This window comes from Parabacteroides sp. MSK.9.14 (genome assembly GCF_019041495.1).
GTDB classification, from domain to species: Bacteria; Bacteroidota; Bacteroidia; order Bacteroidales; family Tannerellaceae; genus Parabacteroides; species Parabacteroides merdae.
The window spans coordinates 1-16,674 of record NZ_JAHPXO010000023.1; the positions used below are offsets into that span (position 1 = coordinate 1).

A 16,674-nucleotide genomic window follows, 5' to 3' on the forward strand; every position below is an offset into this window, starting at 1 on the left:
CATCATGTTAACTGCCGACCTTCTCGCTCGAATGCGGGTGCAAAAGTAATTCTTCCAATCCAAACTTCCAAATGGTTTGAAAACTTTTTTATACGTTCCGCTCTGGATACATAATACTCTATTTTAAGGTACGAAAGAAAAAATATTGGGATATTATCATGATAAAAAGGAAAATAAACAGCTGAGTTATTTTGCCATTTGCCTCAACTGTTGCATACATAAGTTCTTCTATCACAACCAACTTTCCCGCATCATTCACCATTTGTCCCTGTAAAAGTCCTTTCAGAGTTGCCGGCCAGTTAGCATTAGCTGATAAAGTCGTCAATGCCGTGAAAAGCGGGGCAATCCGTAAGTTTGTCGTCATGGCTGGATGCGACGGGCGCATGAAAAAACGTAACTACTATACCGAATTTGCCGAACAATTGCCGGATGACTGCGTGATTCTGACAGCAGGTTTCGCCAAGTACCGATACAACAAACTGTCGTTAGGAGATATCAACGGCATTCCCCGCGTACTGGATGCCGGACAATGCAACGACAGCTATTCACTAGCATTGATCGCCATAAACTACAGGATGTATTCGGGTTGGAAGGAATGTTGCCAAAGTCCTGGTCGAAAATTTCGGGATCGACACCATACAAACTCCGGAAAAAGATATAGAACAGTTCATCATAGCATAAGATTCTCAAATTGTTTTGGATATCCACAACCAAACGTATACTTTTGTAGTTATAACATAAAAAGGTTAAATTATGAAGAAGATTCTACAAGAGTTCAAACAATTCGCCATGCGCGGCAACGTGATCGACATGGCTGTGGGTATCATTATCGGCGGTGCTTTCGGTAAAATCGTATCATCTGTCGTCGGTGACATCATCATGCCTGCTATCGGCCTGCTGATCGGAGGCGTAAACTTCACCGACTTAAAGATCATACTGAAACAGGCTGTAATGGACGGTGACAAAGTTGTCTCGCCAGCTGTTTCCATCAACTATGGAAACTTTTTGCAGGTGACTTTCGATTTCATCATTATCGCATTTTCTATTTTTATGTTAGTAAAAGGAATCAATGCCTTGAACAAGAAAAAAGAAGAAGCACCGGCAGCTCCGGCTCCTCCTCCAGCCGATATACAGTTGCTTACCGAGATACGTGATTTGTTGAAAGACAAAAAATAAGACGATATCAAAACACCTTTTATCACGCTCTTTTAGGCACGGATTAAATTCCGTGCCTAAATCATGTCGATTAGTCAGCAGGATATTGTTTCGACATCTCCTTCCGCCAACCTATATCAATCAATAAGATAATATCTCAAGCCCCGTTTCCGTCATCAGGAACGTATGCTCCCATTGAGCGGAAGGCAGTTCATCTTCGGTAACGACTGTCCATCCGTCTTCTTCGTCAATAAAGACCTGCCAGGTTCCCATGTTGATCATCGGTTCGATCGTGAATACCATACCTGGAACCAGAAGCATCCCTGTCCCCTTTCGTCCGAAATGGCAGACCTCCGGTTCTTCATGGAACTCCAATCCGACACCATGACCGCATAAATCACGGACGACAGAATACCCGTTCTTCTCCGCATGGCGTTGGATGGCATTGCCGATATCACCGACAAAACCGAACGGTTTCGCCGCCTGCATACCGATTTCAAGACACTCTTTCGTCACCCGCACCAGCTTTTCCTTTTCAGGGGTCGTTTTACCTATAATAAACATACGGGAAGCATCCGAGTAATACCCGTCCAAGATAGTCGAAACATCTACATTGATAATATCCCCCTCTTCCAATATCTCATCTTCACTGGGAATACCGTGGCAGACCACCTCGTTGACAGAAGTGCAGACGCTTTTCGGAAACCCTTCATAATTCAGAGGCGCCGGAATAGCCCCGTGCGAAACGGTATAATCATATACCAACTTATCGATCTCGGCAGTAGACATACCGGCCTTGATCTCTCTTGCAACCAAATCGAGCACCCCGGTATTCACCACACTGCTCCGGCGGATGCCTTCGATCTGTTCTGCTGTCTTGATCAGTTTGCGTGACGGCACCAGGTGGCCTTTATTCTGATAGTAAAGCACTTTTTTGTCTAATTCGGTAAGAGGCTGTCCTTTGATGATGTGCCAATTGTTTTTTATTCTTCTGCTATGCATGGCTTTGTTTATTTATCCATACAAAAGTAGCAGTTATCGGGCATTATCCAGATACTTTTCCTTGAATATATTGAAACAAAGTATAAAGATCGAAATCAGGAGCGGCCCAAAGATAATCCCCATAAAACCGAATAGAGACAAGCCGATGATCACACCGAATATGGTAATGAGCGGATGAGTATCCGCCATTTTTTTCTGCAAGATAAAACGAATCAGGTTATCCACATTCGTAATGATAATCAAAGCATAAGCCGTCAGTCCGGCAGCATTCACCCAATCTCCTGTCAACGTCATATAAAGAGCCAGCGGCAACCAGACCAACGCTGTACCCACAACCGGAATGATCGTGGCAAAACAGGTCAGAAAGCCGAAAAGGAAAGGACTCGGCACATCGAATATCCAATATCCGAGCAAAGCGATCAGCCCTTGGATGATGGCCAGCAACGGAATTCCGATTGCGTTGGAGGTGACGATCATATTGATCTCGTTCAAGACGTTTTTCTTATTCTCGTCACTAAAAGGCAAAATGCTGTAGACATACTTTTCCATCTTGGCACCACCAATCAGCATGAAATAAAGTATCAGCACCAGTACGGCCACATTGATGGCGAAACCGCTGATTCCTCCCATCAACACCTGCCCTATCTTCGGGAGAATGGAGACAGCAGACATGATATTGGAGGTATCGAGCACGTCGTATCCGGTCCGTTGCTCGATCAGGTTCGCAATATGTTCCGCCGACTTGACCAATTGGGTCGGGTCCAGATTGAAATTTTGCAGTTTGTTGATAAATAACCAGACAGCCAGCGAAAGCGGTATCAAAAAACAGAGGATCGTTTCCAGCAACAAGATTACAGCAACGAAGCTACGCCGCAAATGTTTCTTTTCGGTCAGATACAACATTTGTTTCCTGACCAATATATAAATGGTACAAGCGCCCAAGATACCTCCCAGAAAAGGGATGAATTCCACAAAAAGAATCGTCCCCAGCACTACGATAATCGTAACCAGAGAGTATTTCCAGTATTGTTCCTTTACATTCATTTTGTTATTTTGCATTATTATACAATGTATATATAAATAACAATACAGGAGAGCGGTTGTTTATCGTCTTCTGTCAATACAGGCTGAAATCGGAAGGCTTGATAACGAAGCCTATCCTTATCATGCTTTTGAACTTATTATATTCCAATAGATTTTCCCCATAGCCATTGTAATATTGCAGGAAGAAATATTGATTCTCATTATTGTTAAATTTGTAACTCAATTCGACCTGTGTGTTAAAGCTGGTCCAAGTCTTACGCTTCGTCAGGATCACACCACAATTAAAACGACGGTTGTCGGTCCGGTAATTGGCGGCGACCTGAAAGATCCCGTTATATTTCAGCAGGTCTTTATTATTCCCACCATCCACAATCGGTATCCAGGTCTTGAACTGTGCCTCCCAATTCGGCGAAAGGGTGATCGCAACCGCAAAAGTGACTTTATTCCAACTGCGGGAAGCGGTGCTGTCTTTCCCGTTCGATTCATGTTCGAGCATAAGATACCCTTTACCTATATATTTATTATGGTAGACGATCAGATGCCCCAGACCGATACCGGGATTAAAATTAAGGTCCTTCATGGGCAACGATTCCTGAAAGACATTCCAAAAAGCCTTCTGAGTGTACTGGATAAACAGGTAAGTATCGAACGGCAATTTGCTTTTTGTCAGTCGTTGGGCGATACTCAACTGAAACTTCACGTCCGAATTGGCAGCAGTCGGTTTATGTCCGAGAGTTGTCCCTCCCACGAAGTAATTGTCCTTGAACAGGGTGAAATACGGCATCTTGTCCAAAATACCGCGGATACTGTCGGCGTTATAAGCATTCGCCACGATCCTTTCCCCGATAGTTTCTCCTTTTTTTTCCTGTGCCGAGAGGGTACAGACCATCACAGACAGAAACAGAAGCATCACGATCCTTTTCATAAAACGCATCAAGTTTATTGAGTCGATAAAAACCTTAGCAAAGATATACGAATCAATGAATGATAATTCGCCTCTTTAGCACCTATATTGGTCATTTCGTTATCATTCTTTTAAATAAAACCAATTACAGAATGGTTAGTTCATTTTTATTTATCTTTGCAGGCATGGAAAAGATATACAACTATTACCAAGATATTGTCACGGCTTACACCCGCAGGGCCGATAACCTGAAGAAAAAAATTCATTTGCTCGGAAGCATCCGTTTGTTATTGGTCGCCGGTCTGATCGCCATGGTCTGGTTCTTCAAATCCGAAGACTGGAAAGTGCTGGCCGGGATCGCCGTCTTGTTTACTATCCCGTTTATCGCTCTAATGGTCTGGCACACCAAGCTCTTCGCCCGGAAATGTTACGCCGAAGCACTGGCGAACCTGTGCAAAAACGAACTGAACGGGTTGGATTACGATTTCAGTGCGTTCGACGGAGCACCGGAAAAAAGTTCCGCAGAACATTCGTTCAGCCTTGATCTGGATTTGTTCGGAAACCATTCGCTTTTCCAGTCCGTCAACCGCACGGTTACTTTCATGGGAAAAGAGAAGCTGGCCGGCTGGTTTATGCAACCACTCACCGACAAGGCTATGATATTAAGACGCCAGGAAGCGATCCGCGAACTGGAATCCTTCACGCAGCTCCGGCAACATTTCTATGTGACAGGCATCCTGCATCCGGGAAACAAGGACGACCAACAACTTATTTCTCTATTAAGTAAAGCGGCTCCCTGCTTGATCAACAATAAAATATGGAAACTGCTCATCTGTCTGATCCCTTCCATCTGGGTATTGGTCGCGATAGGATGTGCACTGAACCTGCTCCCGGTATCGATAGCCGGCATGTTCTTCGGATTGTCTTTCATTATCGCTTATCTCAATGCGAAGCAGATCGCTACGGTACACAATTCTTTGGACAGAATGGAGCAAATATTGCAGACTTATTCCGAGCTGATCAAATGTATCGAAGGTGAAAACTTTCAATCCGCCGAGCTCGCCGATATCCACAACCGGTTTGCAAGCGACGGGCAAACGGCCTCTTCGATCATCAAAAAACTCTCCGGACATATCGGTGCGCTGAACCAACGTTTCAGTGCAATCGGCGTCATACTGAATATTTTCACTTTGCGCGATACCCGCATGGCGATAAAGCTGGAAAAATGGAAGATGGAGCATGGAGAGGATACGGAACGCTGGTTCGAAGCATTGGCTTTGTTCGATGCTTACTGTTCGCTGGGTGGATTTGCCTTCAATCACCCGGAATACATTTATCCTGAGATAGCAGACGTATATTTCAAAATGGAAGGCAAAGCGCTCGGACATCCGTTACTGCGCCGGGACATATGCGTAAAGAATGACATCGAGATCCGGAAAAGTCCCTGGTTCCTGATTATTACGGGAGCGAATATGGCAGGAAAAAGCACTTACCTGCGTACCATCGGCGTCAACTATCTGCTCGGCTGTATCGGTGCTCCGGTTTGTGCGGCGTCTCTGACTTTATATCCGGCCCGGATGGTGACCAGCCTGCGTACTTCCGATTCTCTTGCAAGCAATGAGTCTTATTTCTTTGCCGAACTGAAACGGCTGAAGATGATTATCGATCGCTTGCAACAGGGCGAACAGCTATTCATCATTTTAGATGAAATCCTGAAAGGGACCAATTCGATCGACAAACAAAAAGGTTCCCTTGCTTTGATGAAACAGCTGGTAGCGAATCAGGCTTGCGGTATCATTGCCACACACGATCTGGCGTTAGGCGAACTTGAAAAGGAATTCCCGAACCAGATCAAGAATTATCGTTTTGAGGCCGATATCCAAGACAACGAACTGACATTTTCCTACCAACTCAGAGAAGGGATAGCCCAAAATATGAATGCCTGCTTCTTGATGAAGAAGATGGGGATAACGGTATAACATGCCTATACCGAAGAAATTTTATGGCCCACCCTAATCATTCAGGACAAAGACAATGATAAGACATGTCACCAAAACAGACAATAACCCTTATTGGGACTTTTGACAGATGAATGTTGGTAGTAAAAAACGGCTTCACCGTTTGCGTTTGCCTTCATCAGGGATAAAGTCGGCCTCGGAAGGTCCTATTTAAAAGACAATTGCCATGCTACTGTTATCAAACAGCCAGCCCACAGACCTTTTGCCTTTAGTCGAAAACCTTTTCGCCCTTGGTCAAAAGCCCTTTCGACACTGGTCAAAAACCTTTTCGACTAAGGGCGAAAAGTAAAGGAGTGGTAGTAATGCTGTTAATACCTGTGTATTTGTTGATTAATTAATATTGTAGTGTCCTTGTTTTTCTCTTAAATATATATAGGTGAAACGGGGAGGCATGGCCAATCTAAATCAGGACAAGACATATCATGGTGACAAATCATTTCTTTACCCTGTACTTCTCTATCTCCGGTAAATGCTGCTTAATCTCATTAATACGGGTGGCATCACTGGGGTGCGTGCTCATAAATTCAGGAGTGGAGCCGGATTTGCCGGCTGACATTTTTTGCCAGAAGTTGACGGCGACTGCGGGATTATAGCCGGCCATTGCCATAAAGACCAGTCCCATATAATCCGCCTCGGATTCGTGTTTGCGTGAGAATGGCAACATAACACCGTATTGAGCACCCAAGCCATAAACGGAAGCACCGATCTTCTGGACAGCAGCCGACTTATTACTTAACGCCTGCCCCAATATCTGCGCACCGTATTGTGCCATCAACTGCTGACTCATACGCTCGTTGCTGTGTTTGGCTACGGCATGCGCCACTTCATGACCGACCACGACGGCCAATTCATCGTCCGACGAAACCAACTGCATCAGTCCTTCATAGACAACGATTTTACCCCCCGGCATGCAAAACGCGTTGACCTGCGGATCGTTCACCAAGTTAAACTCCCATGCAAAATTCTTGATTTCGCTCTCCAACCCGTTGTTTCTCAGATATTGTTCAGTAGCGGCCGCTATCTTTTTACCAACACGTGTCACCATAGCGGCACCGTCTTTCGATGATGATTTCTTAGCCGATTTCATATAATCAGAATATTGGGTCAGGCTGGACGACAGCACTTCCTGATCCGAAACAAGCAAAACCTGCTTTCTTCCGGTCAACGGGACACTTCCGCAACTGCTTAGCAACAGCAACATGGCGACGAATAAACTTGTAATCTTCTTCATTTTTTATCCTTTATCTATACTATTTGCAAAATTATGATTTCTCTTCATAATAAACAATTCGTAAAGGCTTTTTGCTCAAGAGATAAAGAATATGAAGATTTATACAAAAAAAGAAAGCACACTTGCATAATTATTCAATTATACTCTTTATATTTGCAGTCTTGTTGCATAAATATACAAGTATGAGTACAAAAAAAGAACGATTGGATGCCATCTGCCGCATTATACAGACAGAGAAAATAGGAAATCAGGAAGAGCTGCTTAAACAGTTGGAAAATAGCGGATTCCAGGTTACCCAAGCGACCCTGTCACGCGACATAAAGCAACTGAAAGTCATCAAAGTACATGACGGGGACGGAAATTATGTATATCGCCTGCCCGATTATTCAGCACTTATGCAACCAGTGAAAGAGCAAACGCAGTATCATCCCAACATCGAGTTTTCGGGTAATCTGGCCGTTGTCAAGACCCGCCCGGGATATGCAATGGGGATTGCTTCGGATATCGATACGCATGCGCCCTGTGAAATACTGGGCACGATTGCCGGAGACGACACGATCCTGATCATCCCGCGCGAAGGGATCAGCCGGGACAAGATCGTAAAAGCATTGGCTCATTTTATATAATATATATAATGTATAGGGAACTGATCATTTGTTCCCACTAACAACAGAAGATAAAAGAACAAACATAAAAATGGAACAAGAAAGAAAAATTGATGTGATGATCGCTGAAGCCTGTCACGAGGAATATGTAGATATCATCCTCGACACGATCGAAGCCGCCGCCAAAGTGCGCGGAACCGGTATCGCCAAGCGTACACATGAATACGTTGCCCAAAAGATGAAGGAAGGAAAAGCCGTCATTGCTTTAGAAGGTAACAAATTTGCAGGTTTCAGCTATATCGAGTCTTGGGGTAACAAACAATATGTGACCACCTCCGGCCTGATCGTGCATCCCGACTTTCGAGGATTGGGCATTGCCAAAAGAATCAAGGAGATGACCTTCCAGCTGGCCCGTATGCGCTGGCCTCACGCCAAGATTTTTAGTCTAACTTCGGGTGCTGCCGTCATGAAAATGAATACGGAATTAGGATATGTGCCGGTTACCTTTGCCGACCTGACAGACGACGAGGCTTTCTGGAGAGGTTGCGAAGGCTGTGTCAACCACGATATCCTCGAACGTACCGGCCGCCGTTACTGCATCTGTACCGGAATGCTCTTCGATCCGGACGATCCTCATCGGGCCGAGAGAGAGGCGAGGGAAATTAAGAATTAAAAATTAAGAATTAAAAAATAAAGATCAATACAGGTATACAAAATGAAGAAAAAAGTAGTAGTCGCATTTAGTGGGGGATTGGATACATCTTTTACTGTTATGTATCTGGCCAAGGAAAAAGGATATGAAGTGTATGCAGCTTGTGCCAACACAGGCGGTTTCAGCGAAGAACAGTTGAAACAAAACGAAGAAAACGCCTATAAGTTAGGGGCAACTAAATATGTGACAATTGACGTAACAAAAGAATATTATGAAAAGAGCCTGAAATATATGGTCTTCGGAAATGTACTCCGTAACGGTACTTATCCGATCTCCGTCAGTTCGGAACGTATTTTTCAGGCGTTGGCAATCGCCCGCTATGCAAACGAGATCGGTGCCGATGCAATCGCCCACGGTTCCACAGGAGCCGGAAACGACCAGATCCGCTTCGACATGACATTCTTGGTGCTGGCTCCGAATGTCGAGATCATCACGCTGACACGCGATATGGCATTGAGCCGCGACTACGAAATCAACTATCTGAAAGAACATGGCTTCGAAGCAGACTTCACGAAACTGAAATATTCCTACAATGTAGGTTTGTGGGGAACTTCCATCTGCGGCGGCGAAATTCTCGACTCCACACAAGGTCTGCCGGAAAGTGCTTATTTGAAACAAGTGACAAAGACTGGCAGCGAAGAACTTCGTCTTGAATTCAAAAACGGTGAAATCCATGCCGTGAACGGTAAAGTATTCGAAGACAAAATCGCTGCTATCCAGAAGGTGGAAGAAATCGGTGCAGCATACGGTATCGGCCGTGACATGCATGTGGGAGATACGATCATCGGCATCAAAGGACGTGTAGGATTTGAAGCAGCCGCTCCAATGCTGATTATCGGCGCTCATCGCTTCCTCGAAAAATATACGCTTAGCAAATGGCAGCAATACTGGAAAGACCAGGTTGCCAACTGGTATGGAATGTTCCTCCACGAAAGCCAGTATCTCGAACCGGTTATGCGCGACATTGAAGCCATGTTGCAGGAATCACAGCGCAATGTGAACGGTACTGTCATTTTGGAACTTCGCCCGCTTTCGTTCTCGACTGTCGGCGTCGATTCAAAAGACGATCTGGTAAAGACCAAGTTCGGAGAATACGGAGAAATGCAGAAAGGTTGGACAGCCGAAGATGCAAAAGGTTTCATCAAGGTCACTTCCACTCCACTGCGTGTTTATTACAACAACCATAAGGACGAAGAAATATGATCAAAGTCGGGATTATTGGAGGTGCAGGATATACGGCAGGCGAATTGATCCGCTTGCTGCTGAATCATCCGGACGCCGAGATTACATTTGTGAACAGTACGAGCAATGCCGGCAACAAGATCACGGACGTACATAGCGGACTGTATGGCGAAACAGATTTGATATTTACAGATGAACTGCCGCTGGACCAGATCGACCTCCTTTTCTTCTGTACCGCTCACGGCGATACGAAGAAGTTCATGGAGAGTCATACCGTACCCGAAAACGTGAAGATCATCGATCTCAGTATGGACTACCGCATCGAAAGCCCTGAACACGATTTCGTCTACGGCCTGCCCGAACTGAACCGACGCCGTATCTGCAACGCACAGCATATTGCAAACCCCGGATGTTTTGCCACCTGTATCCAATTAGCTGTTTTACCACTGGCCAAGCATCTGATGCTGAACTCGGATTTGCATGTAAATGCAATCACGGGATCGACAGGAGCTGGAGTCAAACCGTCGTCCACTTCTCATTTCAGCTGGCGAAACGATAACATCTCGATTTACAAACCGTTCACGCATCAGCATCTGGCAGAAATCGGACAGAGTCTACGGCAATTGCAGAACAGCTTCAACAGTATGGTCAACTTTATCCCGGTGAGAGGTAATTTCTCACGAGGTATCTTTGCCACGACTTATCTGGATTGCAAAATCGGACTGGATGAGATCAAGCGTATTTATGAAGAATACTACGCTGATCACTCTTTCACTTTCATCACCGACAAGAACCCGGATCTGAAACAAGTGGTAAATACGAACAAGTGCCTGATCTATCTGTTGAAACAGGAAGACAAGCTGCTGATCGTTTCGATGATAGACAACCTGCTGAAGGGAGCGAGCGGCCAAGCAGTCCACAACATGAACCTCCTCTTCGGCTTGGAAGAGACGGTAGGGTTGCATCTGAAGCCTTCAGCGTTTTAATTAATATACAAATGATGATTTATCGGTGAGCAAACAGGCTAAGCTGCTCTTTATGTCGCAGATTCTCTTTTGCCGTCTGCTGAAGCAGACGGCAAAAGAGAGAACCGGAGTAGACCGGACGGTTAAGGCTTGATCCAAAAGTAACCGATAAATCATCATTTATAAACATTTTTACATTATGAATCTATTCGACGTATATCCATTATTCAATATAGAGATTGTCAAAGGCAAGGGATGTCATGTATGGGATACAGAGGGAAACGAATACCTCGACCTGTATGGCGGACATGCCGTAATCTCGGTCGGCCATAGCCATCCTACTTATGTAAAGGCTATCACCGAACAAGTAAACAAGTTAGGATTCTATTCCAACTCCGTCATCAACAGTCTCCAACAGAAATTGGCAGACAAATTGGGTAAGGCATCCGGTTATGACGACTATTCGCTCTTCTTGATCAACTCAGGAGCCGAAGCCAATGAAAATGCTTTGAAATTAGCCTCTTTCCACAACGGAAAGAAACGTGTGATTGCTTTCAAACATGCCTTCCACGGACGTACGTCTGCTGCCGTACGCGTGACAGACAATCCGAAAATCATCGCTCCGGTAAATGAGGATCTCGCCGTAACCTATCTACCTCTGAATGACGCGACAGCAGTAGAAGCCGAATTGCAGAAGGGGGACGTTTCTTCGGTTATTATCGAAGGTATTCAAGGCGTGGGCGGCATCCAGTTGCCAACCGATTCCTTTATGCAGGAACTGCGCGCCTTGTGTACGAAATATGAAGCCTGCCTGATTCTTGATGAAATCCAGTCGGGATACGGACGCAGCGGTAAGTTCTTCGCCCACCAGTATGCCGGAATCAAACCGGACCTGATTTCGGTAGCAAAAGGTATCGGCAACGGTTTCCCTATGAGCGGATTGCTGATCAGCCCAATGTTCAAACCAGTATACGGGATGTTAGGCACAACTTTCGGAGGCAATCATTTAGCTTGTGCGGCCGCCATTGCCGTACTGGAGATCATGGAAGATGAAAAGCTGATCGACAATGCGCGGGAAGTAGGAGCTTACCTGTTGGATGAATTGCATAAGCTACCGGGAATTAAAGAGATTCGCGGACGTGGTCTGATGATCGGTATCGAGTTCGAAGAATCGATCAAGGAAGTACGCAGCAAATTGCTGTTCGAAGAGAAGGTATTTACGGGAGTAGCCGGAACCAACACGATCCGTCTGTTGCCGCCGCTCTGCCTGAGCATGGACGAGGCAAAGGAATTCATCGTACGATTCCGCAAGGTGCTGAATGCTTAAAAAAGAAGACGGTTTGCCAACCATCGCTATACAGCTTAATTGTTTCTTTATATAAATAAGATCCACCATCGGAGCTTCCGGTTGGTGGATCTTTGATTTTTTGGGAGGACAATAACTGATAAATCAGCAGTTACATTCTTCATCCAATCAATTGAACTTCTCTATCGTATAGGTGAAGATCAAGGTCGAACCAGCAGGAATCCCTCTGTAATCATAATAGCCATATCCCAAGTTAGCTGGGATAATCGCCTCAACCCGTTCGCCAATAGTATTATTCAACAATATTGCTCCCAACCCCGGTACGACGCCAGCAGGAGTAAGCGTCATCGTCATCTCCTTCTGGAAATTCTGGCCGCTGATAAAATCACCTTTCAAGATCATTGTTACAGGAGTCTGGCTCGTCGGGCATTGCGTTTCCTCTCCTTCCTTACCCAAAACACGATACAAGGCGGTGTCACCGCCTAAAACGATTTGCTTGTAAAGCAGCTCCCCATCGTCTCCCTTCAATACTTTCTTTTCGCGGATGAACTCAAGGTTCTTCTCGAAATAGGCAATCTGTTCAGCAGAGAAGCCTTTGTCATCATCCCCACAGGCGGTAAACCCGACTACCATCGCCATCATCAGGCTGATTACGGCATAAATAGATCTCTTCATTTGTACTTCAGTCTTTTATTGTTTTGAAGGCGCAAAGATAGCATACAAAGCAATACGGTACAAACAGAACGGTCAATTCACCACAAAGGTATAGCTGCCGGAACCGATCTTCCCGGCATAGAGGAACGGCTCGCCCTTCACGCGGGAGACTTTCACCGGAGCACCATTATTCGTCACGGTGTATTTACCGCGCGGAAGCGGAAGATACACTTCGGCATCCATATTGGCAGGAATCGTCACCTTCAGAATATAGGCGTCCGCCTTATTCTCCACCTCCATACGGATCGCCCCCCGGATCGTCGGAATCGTTGCCTCCGCCCATTCGAGCGAAGCAAGCTGCGGTTTGATACGGGCAGTGCCGAAACCGGGCGTAAGAGGCTCCACTCCCATCAGGCGACGCGGGATGATATTGGCAGGAGCCGCTCCCCAGGCATGGTTCCAGTCTTGGTTTGGCTTGTACTTGTTGTCCCAGGCTTCAAGCGAGATAGTCGAGCCGACACGGATCATATTATACCAACTGCGGTCGTCCGTCTTGGTCAACATATGCAAAGCATATTCGGCATCATTCGCTTCATAGAGGGCGTCCATCAGGAATTGCGAGCCATAGACGCTGCAAGCCATCCCGCGGGTTTGGATAAAATCGACGACATTTTGCTTCTTTCCGGCCGGAACCAGATCGAACGCCAACGGGAACATATTGCCATGTAGGGAAGCATGGTCGGTGTCGGCAGCAAGACCATCCGTGAAATACCCCTTACGAACATCAAAGAACGAACGGATGAACCGTTTTTTGAAAGCGTCCGATTCGGATGCATAAAAAGCGACATCATCCTGCTTACCCAATGCACCGGCAATACCTTCCATCTGCTTCAAAGCCGCGTAATGCCAGGCGTTCGTCACTACATTATAATCGGTAAAAGCAAATCCGTCGTCTTCTCCTCCTTGCTTCTTTCCCAAACCGAGTATTCCGGTATGCGGCCAGTCCACGATATCCCGTATCTGTCCCTTAAAACGGATCGAACGAAGGAAATCGTCCGTCTGCAATCCGGTCGTCGTGCTGATCAACCCGTTCTTCTCGCGGAGAGCCATCAAGATACGCGGTTTCAGCAATTCGTAACTGGATTCGAGCGAACGGCTATCGCCCGTATACAGATAATCGTACCAGGCTATCGACAACGCCTGCAAGATCCATTCGGTCGGCCATGTCGGATATTGCAGCAGGTATTCATGCGAGCGACGGGCAATCGCATATTCACGATCCACCCCATAGTGGCAAAGCTGGTTGATCAGGGCATCCGCCTCATAAGGAATACGTTCGCGGTCGCCATCTACATAAATCCCGGAGAATGAAGTGGCCCGGACAGAATATTTGCAGAGATCCCAGATCTGATTCAACGTATCGTTGGAACAACGGAAAGAAGAAGCCGTCTCATCAAACGGATAATGCACCGTCTCGCGGACAACCGATGCAGGCGTGAGAGGCGCCTCATACCCTTCGATCTCGCAATAGCGGAAAGGGACGACTTCGCCCACATATTCCGGTATCAACACGGCAGCCGATCCGGTATTCCGTTTATCTTTCTTGATCTTGATCCGGTATGTGTTCGTCCCCTTCAACAAAGCCAACGGATAGCGGTGATAACGAATTGTCGATTTACCCGGATCACGCAGGATGCGTCCTCCTTCGAGACATTCCCCTAAATGCACGACCACCGAATCGCGCGTACCATCGGATGCCAACGTCAGCACCAACTGCCCGAAAGCATCTTTCCCGAAGTCGACAAGGCGCGTACCGGGACGGATTTCCGTTATTCCGACCGGAAACTCCATCGTCTTCACCTGTGGGTAGTAGGCTGTTTCATATTCGGACAGGCGGTCAGCAGTGCGAAAAGCCTTCACTTCGGACCATTCGCTTTCCCCCTCGGTATTGGTCACCGTCTTTACCCGCCAGAAATAGGATTTACCCGGTTTCAATGCTTCACCGGCGTAACGGACAGCTACGGACCGATCGCTCCCGACCACCCCGCTGTCCCACAGATTACCTCTTCCAGAAGCAGCATCTTCACGGTTATCGGCCACGATCACGCGATAAGCGGTTTGTCGTGTTCCTCCGGTTTCGCCCGGTACGATCCAGGAAAAGGCGGGATGTGATGAACGGATGGCGGCATATTGCAACGGTTCGATCGCCTCTTCGAGCTGCCAGACCGGAAGATTCGACGCGTATCCGTTCTGCCACGTCTGCCCGGTATGTTCAATCAGGTCGGTCATCAGCCCAAAAGGTTTCTTGTCGGCAGCCTGCAGGCAAAGAGCCGAAAAGGCGAAAGAGACTAATAAGGTAAGGCGGTTCAGTAATGTACTCATGGTATTTTTCTTTTTTCGTAATTTGGGGATAAAGATAGAGCGAGTAAGAGATTCATCCCCTCATATATCTGACATTTTTCTTTTGAAAAATGCACAAAAAACAGGCTGGCTTATAAATGCTGCACAAGCTATTTCCTCGTTTTGACCATTAGGGACAAAAGAACCATCCGACGTACAGAAGTGGCGGATTTACCTTCTCTTTGTGCAATCTCGTAGATACTTTCCCCCTTCAGGAAAGAGGTAACGATGTGACGGGTTTTCTGACCGCGAACAGAAGCGACCAGCTCCTTCGTTATTTTTTCATATAAAGGGTTCATGCTGTTCAAAGAGCGGATGATGAAGAGGACCTGTTCGTTCTTTTCGATCTCGGCATAGAGTTGACGCTGGATTTCGATATTTTCATTTATCAATTCATCTCTCTGCTTGTTCATCCCAACCAGCTCACTATGCAACCATCTCTCTTCACGTTTCAACAACGCCTCATTCTCCTGCAACCGACTTTTCCGCCGCTCGTATTCGAATTCCTGTTCCATCAGCCTTTCATAGGCATCCTTTATTTTATTATCTTTCAGTTCTTCCTCCCATCTTTTCAAATTAGAGATCTGCTCTAAGACTAATTTCTTATTCTTTATCAAATAGTAGAATCGGGGATAAAGTTCTTCTACCATTTTTTTATTCGTTTCAAACTTTTCTTCTTTTTCCTTTAAGCTCTTCTCTGCTTTCATTATCTTGTCAAACATTTTATCCACGTACTCGATATTAGCATACTGGTATTCCATTTTAGCCTTTTCTTTCCTAAACAACTCCGCCATGCCTTTCAGGCTTGGCTCGGTAAATTCGAAAGTGACCCGGAACGCTTTCTCAAGTTCATCGACAATGCCAGTCACGGTATCGAAAACATCGTTTTTGCCTTCAAGCAAGGAGTAATAAACGTCAAGCCGCTTCTTAAGGTGAATGCTCTCTTGATAAAAAGACTCGTTCTTTGCTTCCAAATCGGAAATACACGCCCTTGCTTTCTCCAACTTCAGGTTCAAAGTGTCTACATCCTTCTGAGATGAAGTTTTTCTTTTCCTTAAATATTGAGCGTTCTTCGCTTTCACAAAATTCTCATAAGACTTCTTCAAATCCTTATTTTCATTGAGGAGCTCCGAATACATGCGAAAATACTCATTTCTTTCTGCCTTCGCTCCATCATATAACTTTCTTAAGTTACCATATTCTTCTTTCCCTTCAATATTCATTTTTTTGTAAGAATCCACTTCTTTCTGCTTTAATTCCAGATCTTCACAAAATTTCTTATTTTCATCCAACGCAGACTTCAATAATTCACGAAGCATTTTGTTCTCATCCAAAAGAGATTCATGCTTTTCTCCCAACATATTTTCTTTTATATCTTCTAACATAATCACCGTTTTTTGTTTTTTCATCAAAAGTTCTGCAATTTAACAATTTATTAAAAACATCCACTTACTTTTTTCATTTCCTTTGCTTATCTTATAAAACATTCCGTTCTT

The 16,674-nt window shown here is 45.5% G+C and carries 14 protein-coding genes and 1 pseudogene; 8 read left to right on the plus strand and 7 right to left on the minus strand.

Annotation, left to right across the window (positions count from 1 at the left end):
- Window positions 1–296 precede the first annotated feature (296 nt).
- Window positions 297–681 (plus strand): annotated as a pseudogene (locus KTG12_RS12815) (hydroxylamine reductase); the annotation flags it as partial.
- A gap of 72 nt (window positions 682–753) precedes the next feature.
- Complete coding sequence (gene mscL, locus KTG12_RS12820; protein ID WP_005648010.1) at window positions 754–1,176, plus strand: large-conductance mechanosensitive channel protein MscL; 423 nt, start codon at window positions 754–756, stop codon at window positions 1,174–1,176.
- 120 nt (window positions 1,177–1,296) lie between these two features.
- Here the strand turns inward: mscL and map are convergent, their stop codons facing one another.
- From map to KTG12_RS12835, 3 genes are all read right to left on the minus strand, one after another.
- Complete coding sequence (gene map, locus KTG12_RS12825) at window positions 1,297–2,157, minus strand: type I methionyl aminopeptidase (RefSeq protein ID WP_005648012.1); 861 nt, start codon at window positions 2,155–2,157, stop codon at window positions 1,297–1,299.
- Between the two features lie 33 nt (window positions 2,158–2,190).
- On the minus strand, window positions 2,191–3,201 hold the full coding sequence (locus KTG12_RS12830) for an AI-2E family transporter (RefSeq protein WP_005648014.1): 1,011 nt from the start codon (window positions 3,199–3,201) through the stop codon (window positions 2,191–2,193).
- A 73-nt stretch (window positions 3,202–3,274) separates the two neighbouring features.
- Window positions 3,275–4,135, minus strand: coding sequence for a phospholipase A (locus tag KTG12_RS12835; protein WP_022321938.1), 861 nt, complete (start codon window positions 4,133–4,135; stop codon window positions 3,275–3,277).
- A 155-nt stretch (window positions 4,136–4,290) separates the two neighbouring features.
- Between KTG12_RS12835 and KTG12_RS12840 the strand changes: the two genes are divergently transcribed.
- Window positions 4,291–6,084: a MutS family DNA mismatch repair protein gene (locus tag KTG12_RS12840; protein WP_036658969.1), complete on the plus strand. Its 1,794-nt coding sequence runs from the start codon at window positions 4,291–4,293 to the stop codon at window positions 6,082–6,084.
- Window positions 6,085–6,556: 472 nt separating this feature from the next.
- Here the strand turns inward: KTG12_RS12840 and KTG12_RS12845 are convergent, their stop codons facing one another.
- Window positions 6,557–7,354, minus strand: coding sequence for a M48 family metallopeptidase (locus tag KTG12_RS12845; protein WP_005637001.1), 798 nt, complete (start codon window positions 7,352–7,354; stop codon window positions 6,557–6,559).
- A gap of 182 nt (window positions 7,355–7,536) precedes the next feature.
- On the opposite strand from KTG12_RS12845, the gene argR reads away from it, so the two are divergent.
- The 5 genes from argR to KTG12_RS12870 all read left to right on the plus strand — a co-directional run bounded on the left by argR (window position 7,537) and on the right by KTG12_RS12870 (window position 12,145).
- Window positions 7,537–7,980, plus strand: coding sequence for an arginine repressor (argR, locus tag KTG12_RS12850; protein ID WP_005637004.1), 444 nt, complete (start codon window positions 7,537–7,539; stop codon window positions 7,978–7,980).
- Between the two features lie 70 nt (window positions 7,981–8,050).
- Complete coding sequence (locus tag KTG12_RS12855; protein WP_005637006.1) at window positions 8,051–8,632, plus strand: GNAT family N-acetyltransferase; 582 nt, start codon at window positions 8,051–8,053, stop codon at window positions 8,630–8,632.
- A gap of 42 nt (window positions 8,633–8,674) precedes the next feature.
- Complete coding sequence (locus KTG12_RS12860; protein WP_005637008.1) at window positions 8,675–9,874, plus strand: argininosuccinate synthase; 1,200 nt, start codon at window positions 8,675–8,677, stop codon at window positions 9,872–9,874.
- On the plus strand, window positions 9,871–10,839 hold the full coding sequence (gene argC, locus KTG12_RS12865; RefSeq protein ID WP_005637011.1) for an N-acetyl-gamma-glutamyl-phosphate reductase: 969 nt from the start codon (window positions 9,871–9,873) through the stop codon (window positions 10,837–10,839). Before KTG12_RS12860 ends, argC begins: the two co-directional genes overlap by 4 nt.
- 178 nt (window positions 10,840–11,017) lie before the next feature.
- Window positions 11,018–12,145: an aspartate aminotransferase family protein gene (locus KTG12_RS12870; protein WP_022321931.1), complete on the plus strand. Its 1,128-nt coding sequence runs from the start codon at window positions 11,018–11,020 to the stop codon at window positions 12,143–12,145.
- Between the two features lie 147 nt (window positions 12,146–12,292).
- Here KTG12_RS12870 and KTG12_RS12875 read toward each other — a convergent pair whose 3' ends face one another.
- The 3 genes from KTG12_RS12875 to KTG12_RS12885 form a co-directional block, all read right to left on the minus strand.
- A complete protein-coding gene (locus KTG12_RS12875) occupies window positions 12,293–12,799 on the minus strand; it encodes an FKBP-type peptidyl-prolyl cis-trans isomerase (RefSeq protein WP_119215296.1) in 507 nt (168 codons plus the stop codon).
- Between the two features lie 72 nt (window positions 12,800–12,871).
- A complete protein-coding gene (locus KTG12_RS12880; RefSeq protein ID WP_155143709.1) occupies window positions 12,872–15,160 on the minus strand; it encodes an alpha-L-rhamnosidase C-terminal domain-containing protein in 2,289 nt (762 codons plus the stop codon).
- A 128-nt stretch (window positions 15,161–15,288) separates the two neighbouring features.
- Window positions 15,289–16,563 (minus strand): hypothetical protein, encoded by a 1,275-nt coding sequence (locus KTG12_RS12885; RefSeq protein WP_240142612.1) that lies wholly within the window; start codon window positions 16,561–16,563, stop codon window positions 15,289–15,291.
- Window positions 16,564–16,674: the final 111 nt, after the last annotated feature.